The organism is Paenibacillus azoreducens (assembly GCF_021654775.1).
Taxonomy (GTDB): Bacteria; Bacillota; Bacilli; order Paenibacillales; family Paenibacillaceae; genus Paenibacillus_AQ; species Paenibacillus_AQ azoreducens.
Map to the genome: position 1 here is coordinate 5,518,224 of NZ_AP025343.1, position 11,335 is coordinate 5,529,558.

Genomic DNA, 11,335 nt, shown 5'->3' on the forward strand with positions numbered 1-11,335 from the left:
AAATTCGGAGTTCTTTCATTAATGCCAAACCACGTGTGAGATAGATAGCCTTTACTTGCCAGCCCGATACTTGCCATTACAAGAAATCGCTTTCACTTTGATGTAAGCTTTTCTTATCAAGTCAGGACGAAACGCGATGATGTTGATAACGTTTTGTCCTCTTCAAGAAAACTACTCTTTCAAGGAACCAAGAAGCGCTCCTTTGATGAAATGCTTTTGGAAAAATGGATACGTGAAAATAACAGGCAGCGTTGTAAACACGATGATCGCGTATTTCAATTGAATATTGGACAACATGTTTGCCACCGCATTTTTGGTATCTTCCAGCGATAACATCTTCAAATCCACCGATTGTTGAACGACAACGCGGTATAAATACATTTGCAGCGGATGAAGTTTCTCATTCGGCAAATACACGAGTGAATCAAACCAACTGTTCCAGATACCGACAATCGAATATATGGCAATTACCGCAAGAATTGGTTTGGAGATGGGTATGATGATCTTAAACAACAGCTGCAAATGGGAAGCGCCGTCGATAAAAGCGGATTCCTTCAGCCCATCCGGAATCGTTGTAAAAAACGTCCGGACAAGGATAATGTTCCAGATACTGACCATCCCCGGTATAATAATCGCAAACATCGTATTGTACAATCCGAGCTTATTCACAAGCAGGTAGGAAGGAATTAATCCGCCTCCGAAATACATGGGGATCAGCAGAAACGCGACCACCCATTTTCTCCCCTTTAGTTTTCGCACGGTTAGCGGGTAAGCGCCCAATACCGCCATCAAACAATTCAAAATGGTACCGGCGCCGACGTAAATCAAAGTATTGGAATACGCCCACCACATTTTTGTATCTTTTACAATTAATTCATATGAACTGAGATTAAAACCTTTTGGAAACCAAAACACGTTCATTGCCGCCACTTCTTGAGGCGAGCTGATTGACATGATAATGACGAAATAAAACGGATAAAGCGTAATTAAGCAGATAACGAACGCGATCGCGTAAAGGATCATGTCGACCACGACAGAGCCTTCCCTGATCCTGTTCGGATTTCTCCTGACCTGGGCCATTGTACTCCCCCTTACCACAAGGCATAGTCTGAATATTTACGGCTTAGCGTATTTGCGATATACAGCAGCGTGAAGTTAATGATCGATATAAACAGTCCGACTGCCGTCCCCATGCTGAAATTGCCGCCAAGCAGGCCATCGCGGTATAAATAGGTGCCAATGACATCCGCCGTTTCATATACCATCGGATTGTAAATCAACAAAATAAACTCGCTGTTCGCCGAAAGCAGGTTGCCAATCGCGAAAATAAGCAAAATAAAGATGGTCGGACGAATGGATGGCAGCGAAATATGAAGCATTTGCTTGAACCGGTTGGCTCCGTCCATTTTTGCTGCTTCATACAAATGCGGATCAACGGAGGACATAGCCGCCAAATACAAAATACTGCTCCAGCCGAACGATTTCCATATGCTCGTGATCGTATAAATCGCCGGAAAATAGGCCGGCTCCGTGTTCAACGCAATAGGCGTTCCGCCGAACATCTTAATGATGACATTGACGATGCCGTCCACATTAATGAAGGACAACACCATACCCGCAACGACAACGTTCGAAATGAAGTGTGGCAAGTAGCTGGCCGTCTGCACGAACTTTTTATAAACGCGATGTCTCAGTTCGTTCATCAATAGCGAGAACAAAATCGGCACCCAGAAGCCGAACAACAAGAAATAAAAGCTAAGCAAAAAAGTGTTGCGTATCAATCTTCCAAAATACGGTCCGTTAAAAAAATCGATGAAATGTTTAAATCCTACCCAGTTTGTTTCAGTTAATGAGAAGAAAGGTTTTCCCGGGTAATAATCCTGAAACGCGATGATAATTCCGTACATCGGAACGTAACTAAAAATCAAAATATGGAGTAGGACGGGAAGCATTATCAGGTAAAGCTGAGCATTTTCACGCAAGTGAAATGTTCGGCGTTTTCCCTGTTGACTGATCGCTTTCATGATCTTCCCCTTTCACTAGCGTTTGCGGTCATTTTTGGGCCCGTTCCGCATCTTCATGATAGTCGCGGCCCGTTTTGAAAGGCAAGCAACATTTTTTGATCGGGTTCGCAATATTTTCTCAGGGCTTGAGATCCAGGTTGTCCAAAGCCAGGAAGCCGCGCCATTACTGGGTTTTCAACGATTACAAAATTATTTTTCCGTATGTAAGCGATTGCATTTAATGCGGATGATTTCCCTGTCCAATCCCATTTGTTTTCCATTTATTATCCACTTTTCGACTCGTTTTCTTCTCGTTTTAGGCCTCATTTCTACCTTTCCCTCCATGTTTTCGGAAGTATAAAGCCACCCAAACGATCCCAAAGAACATTTTTCCCTTCGGAATGCCCAAAAATCCTAATCCATAGCTTCCATCGCATGGAAAGTTCGTAAATTAGTCTTCTTTTAACGATAAACAGATAAAAAGCACGATATTATTTGTTCAAAATCCGAACAATAACTTGCAAAAACAATGTTTTTTATGTATTATAGATCCTGCGTGAACTCCTCATCATCAAAATCATTGAAAGTTTGAAGGTGACCAATGGTTCATACCGATTCCAATGAATTTAAGCAAAAGTTGAGCCAGGTATATAATGATGTGTCCAAGGAGTTGTTCGGCTTTGGAACTTCTTTATTGAAGACAAGCGTACATCCCGAGGGAATCGCATTATATGCCAGACATCGTCGTTCCCCCCGCTCCACTGCTCTGGAAGGCGAGGTTCCGGCTTTGAAATATGAAGTCGACTTCTACATGTCGATGATTTACAAGAAAAAGCTGAAATCCCGGCTTGAAGATGAACTTGGACTTCAGATCGAAGTGCTTCTTCGGGATTACGATCCAGCCACGCAGTGGGCTGTCACGAACATCATTTTAAAAACCGATTCATAACTCTTACGGCGCTTTCCTTTTGATTTCATCTTAAGGACTGTCCGTACCTAAAACAAAAGGCAGATGCGGTTATTCTTTGTTTACAATGAATAAGTGCTCTAGTTAGAGATTTTCTTCTACCTAGGGCGCTTTTCTTTTTCTCAAAAGCCAATAAATGTTTTCAAACCAAAACAAATACAGGAGTGAATCATTGTGAAAAAAACATGGATTAAAGGTCTCATGGCTTGCAGTCTTTCCGCGCTCGTACTAGCCGGATGCGGAAGCAACAACGGTGAAGGGAAAAGCGCTGACGGGGATTCTTCGAACGGCAAACAGCAAAAGTTGGTCATTTCGACCTGGGGCTTCGCAGAAGACTTCTATAATAAAGAAGTTTACGCACCTTTCGAAAAAGCACACAATGTAAAAATCGTCCTGGAAACGGGCAACAACGCCGATCGCCTGAGCAAAATCATGCAGGGAAGTTCCGATGTCGATGTGATCTACCTGTCGGATTACTACGCGCAGCAAGGCATCGAAGCTGGTGCTTTTGAAAAAATTGACCGCAGTCATTTAAAGAACCTGGACCATATTTATGATATCGCCAAGGCGCCAAACGGCGAGGATTACGGTCCTGCCTATACGGTCGGCCAGCTCGGCATCGCGTATGACCCAAAAGCAGCCGGGACGAAAATCGAATCCTGGAGCGATCTGTGGAAACCTGAGCTCAAAGGCAAACTGACAATGCCGAGCATTACGTCCACCAGCGGTCCGATGATGGTCGATGCCGCATCCAAAACTGCCGGAAGCGCCGATTTTAATGAAGATAAAGCATTTGAAAAATTAACTGCGCTGAATCCAAGCGTTGTGAAATACTACAGCAAAACCTCCGAATTCGTGAACATGTTCACCCAAGGCGAAGCGGCAGCCGGGCCGATCATGCAAATGTATCTCAGCGATCTGCAAAAGGCGGATCCGGGCATCGAATTCGTTACCCCGAAAGAAGGCGCTTATTCCATCATCAATACGCTTAACGTTGTGAAAGGAAGCAAAAACAAGGAACTGGCCGAAGAATTTATCGATTGGCAGCTAAGCCAAGAGGTTCAGGAAAAAGCGGCGAAAGCCAAAGTCGACTCGCCGGCGAACAAAGACGTAAAACTGACGGATGAGGAAGCCAAAGGCGTAACTTACGGTGCGGATGTCGTTGAAAAGCTGCAAAAGCTGGATATGGCGTTTGTGAACAGCCAGCTGAAAACATGGACAGACCGCTTCAATCGTGAAGTTACCCGCTAAAATAACCCCACAAAGTGACGTGTAACCTTTGAAGCTTATTCCGATTACTTTGCGGGGACCCCGGATGTTAAAAGCTAGGCAGGGGCTGCTTGCCCCTGCTTTTGTTCTTCGGGCGGAAAGACTGCCACGGCATCCGTTCCACTACTTAGAAAGGGGAATCAACGTGAGAAAAGCCATATTGGATGTAGATACAGGCATCGATGACGCGCTTGGCATCATGCTGGCGATGCGCAGCGGCGAGCTTGATGTGCTCGGAATTACAACGGTCAACGGCAATGTATCGCTTGAGACGGCAACGAATAATACATGCAAAATACTCGATCTCATCAGCGCCGAACCTTCCATTTCCGTATACCCGGGGGCATCCCGCCCGCTTATGCGGGACAGGCTGTTCGAGCATCGGGTTCATGGACAGGACGGACTTGGCGGAGCTCTGGCCGATATGCTCCCCACGGACCGCGTCAACCGCGACATGTTTGGACCTGATTTTATCATTGAACAGGCCAAACGTTTTCCCGGGGAAGTCACGCTGATTGCCACCGGTCCGTTGACCAATGTTGCGCTTGCCCTGGCCAAACATCCTTCGCTTATCCATGAACTGAAGGAAGTCATCCTGATGGGCGGCGCCGTTCAAACCTACGGCAACATTACGCCCGTAGCCGAATACAACATGCACGTCGATCCGGAGGCAGCGCAGCTTGTTCTCCGGGCCGGTTTCCCGCGTCTGGTCATGGTCGGCCTCGACGTGACCCGCAAGGCCCTGCTGACAAACAAGCATATCGACGCCCTGGGGTCGTCGGAAATTGCCGATTATGTCCGCAAGAGTACGGCGGATTATATGCAGCGCTATTTCGAACGCAATGGCGTCGAGGCATGCGCCATGCATGATCCGCTGGCCGTCGGCGCCGCAATCTGGCCGGAATTGGTGGAAACTACACGGTATTCCGTCGATGTGGAGACACGAAGCGAGCTGTGCGACGGACAAACGGTTTGCGATTTTCAGAACCGCCTACAGCGGGAGCCTAACGCCGATGTATGTCTAAAGGTCGACTCGGATGAATTTATAAACCGTTTCATCGCCGTCCTGCACGGTTGACTTTAAAAGGTCGTTCAACACGTACTTTAATAAAACAGGAGATTGCAATTCATGAAAAAGCGATACTTGTACCTGCTGCTTGCACCCGGTTTGCTGTTTCTGACGTTGTTCATGATCATTCCGCTGATCCTCACGGTCGGCTCGACCCTGTTCAAGGATGGCGGCTTCTCAATCGGGATATACACGCAATTTTTCAAGGACTCGTATTTCCTTGATATTCTGGGCACAACCCTGCTCGTCAGCGTCATGACCACCTTGCTGTGCATTTTGATCGGTTTTCCGGTCGCTTATTATTTATCCAAGCTGTCGCCGCGCAAAAAAGGCATCATGCTTGCACTCGCGATTTTCCCACTATTAACGAGTTCGGTCGTCCGCTCCTTCAGCTGGATGATCATCCTCGGTAAAAACGGTCTGGTAAACAATCTGCTGACGGCTTTCGGCATCATTCATGAACCGCTCAGCATTCTATACACGCCTGTGGCGATGATCATCGGGCTTGTCCATTTGTTCCTGCCGCTGATACTCATTACGCTTGTCGGCGTGATGGAGTCCATCGATCATGATTTGGTGCGGGCGGCTCAAAGTTTGGGTGCTTCCAAGCTGACCGCTTTCCGCAAAATCATTTTCCCGCTCAGCATTCCGGGGCTCATCGTCGGCAGTATTCTCGTATTCGTCGGCAGTCTGACCGCATATACGACTCCAGCCCTCTTGGGAGGCAAAAAACGCGTCGTTGCGACATTCCTGTACCAGAATGCGATCACGCTTAATGATTGGCAGGCGGCTTCGGCCATCGCCACGATCATGATGATCATTACCTTTATCGTCATTGGACTGATGAACAAAGCGGCGGCCAAATTCAAACCGAAGGAGTAGAACCATGAAGAACAAAAATCCTGGGCTTGCCCTGTTTACCTTTATCGTTTATTTGTTTCTGCTCGGGCCGCTTGTGATTATCGCAGTGACCTCCTTTGAGCCAGGAACGGTGCTGAAATTTCCGCCGACCGGATTTTCGCTGCGGTGGTACCAAAACATTTTTGACGTCGAGATGTTTATGAGCACATTCAAAACATCGATTTTTGTCTCGCTGCTGGGTAATTTAATCGCAATCCTGCTCGGTATTCCGGCTGCTTATGCGCTGAACCGCGCATCTTTCCGGGGCAAGGAAACGTTAAACGCAATATTTTTGTCCCCCCTGTTGATTCCGGGGATCGTCCTTGGCTTCACCTTGCTGAAATATGTTGTCATCGCCTTTCATATTCCCGTGTATGCGGCGCTCTTGATCGGACATACCGTCATCATGCTGCCGTTTATTATCCGCGTCATCGGTTCAAGCCTGGCGGGATTCGATTTTGCGGTCGAAGAAGCGGCGCTGAGTCTAGGTTCAAGCCGCCTTGCCGCCTTCTTCAAGGTCGTCCTTCCAAATATCAAGTCCGGCATTATCGCTTCGGTGCTGCTGGCGTTTTTGGAATCGTTCAACAACGTCGATATCTCTTTATTTATGACCGGCCCTGGCGTCAGTACGCTGCCGATTCAAATGCTTACTTACGTGGAGAACTATTTTGACCCGACCATCGCGGCCATCTCGGTGCTGCTGATGCTGATTACGGCAGGATTCATGTTTGTGATCGAAAGACTGCTCGGACTCACCTACTTCACCAAACAATAAATGGAGGCATAAGACGATGGCTTTACTGCAACTGGAAAACATTTCGGTCGCCTATGACCAGCAATATATTTTAAAAGACTTCAACCTTTCCATCGAGAAAGGCCACCTGATCTCGCTGCTTGGTCCCAGCGGCTGCGGGAAAACGACAACGCTCCGGCTGATCGCGGGTTTTATCGATGCCACGGACGGCAAGTTCTCATTCGGCAGTCAAGACTATACCCGTGTACCGATCAACAAACGGAATTTCGGATTCGTGTTTCAGAGTTACGCGCTGTTCCCGCATATGTCCGTGTTCGATAATGTGGCCTTCGGCCTGCGGCTGCGCAAGGTCAAAGAAGACGAAATCAAAAAACGGGTCATGAACATGCTGGATGTCGTAAGCCTGGGCGGCTTTGAGAACCGTTTCCCGCAGGCGCTTTCCGGCGGGCAAAGACAGCGGGTCGCCATTGCACGCGCGCTTGTCATCGAACCGGATCTGCTGCTGTTCGACGAACCTCTTTCCAATCTTGACGCCAATCTCAGAGTCAACATGCGTGTGGAGATCCGCCGTATTCAGCAGGAGCTTGGCATCACCACCGTTTATGTATCGCATGACCAGGAAGAATGCTTTTCCATATCCGACCGGGTTGCAGTTATGAATAAAGGCATCATCGAACAGCTCGACAAGCCTTCGGTGATCTTCCAATACCCGAAAACGGAGTTCGTCGCCCGGTTTATCGGCTTTAACAATTTCATTGCTTTCGAGCAGCGTGAAGACGAAGGTTCGTTTTACAGCCTCCGCATCGGAGATCATTATTTCCATGCCGCCAAGGCGCCCGGAATGCCAGTCACCATGAAAGGAGCCATTCGCCCGGATGACCTCATCGCGGGAACGCTCCAGGAGATTAAGCCCGGCGATAATGTTTTGACAGGCACGGTCAAAGTCAGCACATACCTTGGCCGCAGCTACCAATATGTCGTTGTCACCCCGCTGGGAGAATTTACGGTAAACAAGGAAATGCAGCAGCCCTACATGAGCGGGCAGGAAATCCGTCTGTTGTTTCCATCGGAGAAGCTCGTTCTTGTCGAATAACAATAGGGGGAACATACATGCAAGCAGATCTGCTTTTATTACAGCCTAATGTGTATAACAGCTATTTCAAACAATGGACCCAAAATAATGTGGCCATCAAGGACGGAAAGTTTTTGTATATCGGTCCGCGCGGCGAAGAAACGTTTAAAGCGGAGCAGGTGATTAACGCAAGCGGACTCCATATGATTCCCGGCTTCGTCGATATCCATCTGCATATCGAAAGCACGATGGTCACGCCCGGGTCTTTCTCGCAAGGTTTGCTTCGAAATGGGGTAACGACGATCGTGCCGGAGCCGCATGAAATGGCCAATGTATTTGGTCTTGACGGGGTTCTGGAAATGATTAAAGCAAGCCAAAGCTGCATCGTGGACATGTTTTATGCGATTCCAAGCTCCGTTCCGGCGACTTCGCTTGAAACGACAGGCGGGTCCATTGAAATCGAAGATATGGATGCTTTGCTCGCAACCGGCGATGTCATCTGTTTGGGCGAAATCATGAATTACGTGGATATCATCAAAGACCCGGAATGCAAAACCAATCGGATTCTGAAACATATGCGTGAGCGTTATCCCGAGCTGGTGATCGAAGGCCATGTGCCTAAGCTGCTGGATCTGGATCTTGCGCGCGTTATCTATGCCGGTGTCAATTCCGACCATACGCATCAGACGCTTGAAGGGCTGAAAGCCCGTATCGGCGCAGGCATGTTCATTGAAATCCAGGAAAAATCCATGACTTCCGAGGTGATGGACTATCTCATCCAGCATGACGTATCCGAGCATTTCTGTTTCGTCACCGATGATGTGATGGCTGATTCATTCCGTGACCGCGGCCACTTGAATCAAATCGTCCGCAAAGCCATCCGGATGGGCATGGCGCCGGAGAAAGCGATCTATGCGGCCACGTTCTCCCCTACCCGCCGCATGAGGTTGTTTGACCGGGGAGCCATCGCGCCAGGAAAAATCGCGGACTTCCAACTTATTTCCGATCTTAGCGAGCTGAAGCTGGAATCCGTATATAAAAACGGCTCGGAAGCTTATTCCGCGTCCAAACCATCCTCCGCCTTGCCTTCCGCCGAGGCATACCGCTTTCCCGAACACTATTACAGGAGCCTGCAGCTTTCCGAGCTCACCGAAGCGGACTTCTTAGCAGCGGTCAACGCGGAAGACGGAAGCTACCGCTGCAGGGTGATGACCGTCGAAGACGGCTCGACGTTTACCAAGGAAACGCAGGTCGAATTGGTGGCCGCGGGCGGCCGTCTGCAATGGGAAAACAGCGGCTGCGGAATGATCGCCACCTTCGAACGGTACGGCAAGCATGGCGGCAAAGCTTTTGGCTTCATTACAGGCGACACGATCAAAAAAGGAGCCGTTGCCACCACCTACTCCCATGATAATCACAACTTGCTGGTGGTCGGTCATAACGTTCAGGACATGCTTCTGGCGGCCAACACCGTCATCAAGCAGCAAGGCGGCTTCTGCGTTGCACTGAACGGGGAGGTCATGGCCAATATGCATCTGCCTGTCGGCGGCATCCTGACGGAAGAACCGCTTGATGAAGCTGCTGAATCGGTTAAGCAGCTGCGCGAAGCGATGGAAGAGCTTGGTTACAATCATTACAACCCGATCATGTCCATCGCAACGCATTCGCTGCCGGTCAGCCCTTATTTGAAAATCACCGACCATGGCCTGATTGACGTTAATAAGGGTAAAGTGGTGCCGCTGATTGTTGAGAAAATATAAAGGCGTGCGGGAAACACCTTTTTTTCCAAATACCCTACTAAAGGTGAATCCATGCCTGCGTTACGAATATTTTTCATCAAAAAAATCGGCGTTTTGTGAGTGAGGTCATGTAAGTTCTAAAGGACACCGCGGCGGTTCTAACGGACACCATGGCCGTTATTTCGCTAAAAACGGCAACTTTTAAAACGTAACGGTCACCACAGCGCTTAAGTGCTCCCAAAACAACGTCAATAGGGGATTTTTCACAAAATAGCTGCAGCTGTGTCCGTTAGAAATCAAAATGCTCGAAATTGGCCTCTATAGCGGCCGCTGTGTCCGTTAAAGTTTTGCGCCTCATTAATCCGCCCTGCTCCCAGCGCGCGGTGTGGTGTTGCATGACAGAGGTCCACCATATGCGGCATTGCACCAACTTTTTTGCTTTTTCCCGTCCTCTTTCTCTTCATACGGACATAAATATGCATTTACAGTCGGTTCCTTTTCCGTTTACAACCACGGCCCGGGGACAGCAGTTTATCAGAGCGCTGCTGTCCGCCGGGCCGTATTTTTTTCTCATCAGTTCGCAGCTTAAGTTTCATCAATCCATAGGCCAAAAACGCCGATTTTTTTCTGAACTAGATTCATGATCGCAGGAATGCCATGTCATTACTCGATCCTCGGCTTGGCCGGATCGCAATTCGGCTTTGGCACTTCCCCGAACTGGGAAAGCTTCGTCAAATAATAACATTCCTCCCGATACATATGGTCCGGAACGAGTTTATTCAGGCGGCTCAAAAGCTCGGCGCTGATATCCAGTTCCTCCACCTCCAGCAAAAATGCCATAAAGGCTGACATTTCAACGTCGACGTCGCCATGAAACTTTTTGATCGAAGGATAGGTCGTTTTTAATGTCCGAAGATACCCCACCAATTCAAGGGCCTTCAAATAAAATTCATTAAAATGCTGCTCGAATTCCTTGCTTTTGCGAATGAGTCTTCTTTCAACTCCGTCCAGATCCGCCGCGATCGAAGCGGAATGGAATACCGCATCGGGCAGCCACAGCAGATCATGATGCAGCGGATGATAGAGCGGCACCGGCTTGCCCGCAACAAGTTCTTTTAAAATCCTCTCATATTCCTCAAGCTCATTAATCATATGGTTAAGGAATGTCGGAGACAATCCGATGACGACTTCTCCCAACAGTACACGGTCAAGGAGACTTAATTTGAAAGCGCGTAAATCAGTGGTGGCCTGAAATGCCTGCTCATTGAGCTGCTTCAAATCTTCCGGCTGGATACTCCGCGCCTGGGCGAGCAGCCCGTCGAACAACCGAATAAACCGGTCCGCTAACTCAACGTCCTTTACTTCCTTCGAAGATAGCGCATTAAAGATGAATCTGGCATGATCCCCCAAAATCTGCAGCCAAAACCTGTGTTCAAACAGCGCATCGCCATTCATGCAAAAGCCCCCCTCATCCTAAACTTGAAACCAGCTATGAATATATGCTTTCCAGGGTTGTACTTATGCCTGAGGCATTTGGATTCAAGTATATATCGTATAATGAG

General features: G+C 48.3%; 11 protein-coding genes. 7 read left to right on the forward strand and 4 right to left on the reverse strand.

From position 1 onward, the window contains the following. Window positions 1-171: 171 nt before the first annotated feature. The 3 genes from L6442_RS24490 to L6442_RS24500 are packed head-to-tail and all read right to left on the reverse strand — an operon-like array spanning window position 172 to window position 2,284. Window positions 172-1,080: a carbohydrate ABC transporter permease gene (locus L6442_RS24490; RefSeq protein WP_212976889.1), complete on the reverse strand. Its 909-nt coding sequence runs from the start codon at window positions 1,078-1,080 to the stop codon at window positions 172-174. Window positions 1,081-1,091: 11 nt separating this feature from the next. Continuing rightward, window positions 1,092-2,024, reverse strand: a complete 933-nt coding sequence (locus L6442_RS24495) for an ABC transporter permease (RefSeq protein WP_212976890.1) — start codon at window positions 2,022-2,024, stop codon at window positions 1,092-1,094. Window positions 2,025-2,077: 53 nt separating this feature from the next. Next, window positions 2,078-2,284, reverse strand: coding sequence for a hypothetical protein (locus tag L6442_RS24500; RefSeq protein WP_212976891.1), 207 nt, complete (start codon window positions 2,282-2,284; stop codon window positions 2,078-2,080). A gap of 320 nt (window positions 2,285-2,604) precedes the next feature. On the opposite strand from L6442_RS24500, the gene L6442_RS24505 reads away from it, so the two are divergent. The 7 genes from L6442_RS24505 (at window position 2,605) to L6442_RS24535 (ending at window position 9,794) form a co-directional block, all read left to right on the forward strand. Further along, window positions 2,605-2,952: a DUF2294 domain-containing protein gene (locus L6442_RS24505; RefSeq protein WP_212976892.1), complete on the forward strand. Its 348-nt coding sequence runs from the start codon at window positions 2,605-2,607 to the stop codon at window positions 2,950-2,952. Between the two features lie 219 nt (window positions 2,953-3,171). Beyond that, entirely contained in the window at window positions 3,172-4,221 is a 1,050-nt protein-coding gene (locus L6442_RS24510; RefSeq protein ID WP_212977164.1) for an ABC transporter substrate-binding protein, read from the forward strand. A gap of 163 nt (window positions 4,222-4,384) precedes the next feature. After that, the gene (locus L6442_RS24515) at window positions 4,385-5,317 is read left to right on the forward strand and encodes a nucleoside hydrolase (RefSeq protein WP_212976893.1); all 933 of its coding nucleotides are present in this window, start codon (window positions 4,385-4,387) and stop codon (window positions 5,315-5,317) included. A gap of 51 nt (window positions 5,318-5,368) precedes the next feature. Continuing rightward, complete coding sequence (locus L6442_RS24520; protein ID WP_212976894.1) at window positions 5,369-6,190, forward strand: ABC transporter permease; 822 nt, start codon at window positions 5,369-5,371, stop codon at window positions 6,188-6,190. 4 nt (window positions 6,191-6,194) lie between these two features. Continuing rightward, window positions 6,195-6,983 (forward strand): ABC transporter permease, encoded by a 789-nt coding sequence (locus L6442_RS24525; protein ID WP_194233348.1) that lies wholly within the window; start codon window positions 6,195-6,197, stop codon window positions 6,981-6,983. A gap of 16 nt (window positions 6,984-6,999) precedes the next feature. After that, the gene (locus L6442_RS24530; protein ID WP_212976895.1) at window positions 7,000-8,055 is read left to right on the forward strand and encodes an ABC transporter ATP-binding protein; all 1,056 of its coding nucleotides are present in this window, start codon (window positions 7,000-7,002) and stop codon (window positions 8,053-8,055) included. A gap of 17 nt (window positions 8,056-8,072) precedes the next feature. Continuing rightward, the gene (locus tag L6442_RS24535; RefSeq protein ID WP_212976896.1) at window positions 8,073-9,794 is read left to right on the forward strand and encodes an adenine deaminase C-terminal domain-containing protein; all 1,722 of its coding nucleotides are present in this window, start codon (window positions 8,073-8,075) and stop codon (window positions 9,792-9,794) included. Window positions 9,795-10,436: 642 nt separating this feature from the next. Here L6442_RS24535 and L6442_RS24540 read toward each other — a convergent pair. Next, complete coding sequence (locus L6442_RS24540; RefSeq protein ID WP_212976897.1) at window positions 10,437-11,228, reverse strand: DUF2935 domain-containing protein; 792 nt, start codon at window positions 11,226-11,228, stop codon at window positions 10,437-10,439. Window positions 11,229-11,335 lie beyond the last annotated feature (107 nt).

Excerpts from the sequence above, each read along its gene's own strand:
- L6442_RS24510 (WP_212977164.1), top strand. The coding sequence starts at position 3,172 with ATGGCTTGCAGTCTTTCCGCGCTCGTACTAGCCGGATGCGGAAGCAAC.
- L6442_RS24500 (WP_212976891.1), bottom strand. The coding sequence starts at position 2,284 with ATGGAAAACAAATGGGATTGGACAGGGAAATCATCCGCATTAAATGCA.
- L6442_RS24505 (WP_212976892.1), top strand. The coding sequence starts at position 2,605 with ATGGTTCATACCGATTCCAATGAATTTAAGCAAAAGTTGAGCCAGGTA.
- L6442_RS24530 (WP_212976895.1), top strand. The coding sequence starts at position 7,000 with ATGGCTTTACTGCAACTGGAAAACATTTCGGTCGCCTATGACCAGCAA.
- L6442_RS24540 (WP_212976897.1), bottom strand. The coding sequence starts at position 11,228 with ATGAATGGCGATGCGCTGTTTGAACACAGGTTTTGGCTGCAGATTTTG.
- L6442_RS24520 (WP_212976894.1), top strand. The coding sequence starts at position 5,369 with ATGAAAAAGCGATACTTGTACCTGCTGCTTGCACCCGGTTTGCTGTTT.
- L6442_RS24525 (WP_194233348.1), top strand. The coding sequence starts at position 6,195 with ATGAAGAACAAAAATCCTGGGCTTGCCCTGTTTACCTTTATCGTTTAT.
- L6442_RS24495 (WP_212976890.1), bottom strand. The coding sequence starts at position 2,024 with ATGAAAGCGATCAGTCAACAGGGAAAACGCCGAACATTTCACTTGCGT.
- L6442_RS24490 (WP_212976889.1), bottom strand. The coding sequence starts at position 1,080 with ATGGCCCAGGTCAGGAGAAATCCGAACAGGATCAGGGAAGGCTCTGTC.
- L6442_RS24535 (WP_212976896.1), top strand. The coding sequence starts at position 8,073 with ATGCAAGCAGATCTGCTTTTATTACAGCCTAATGTGTATAACAGCTAT.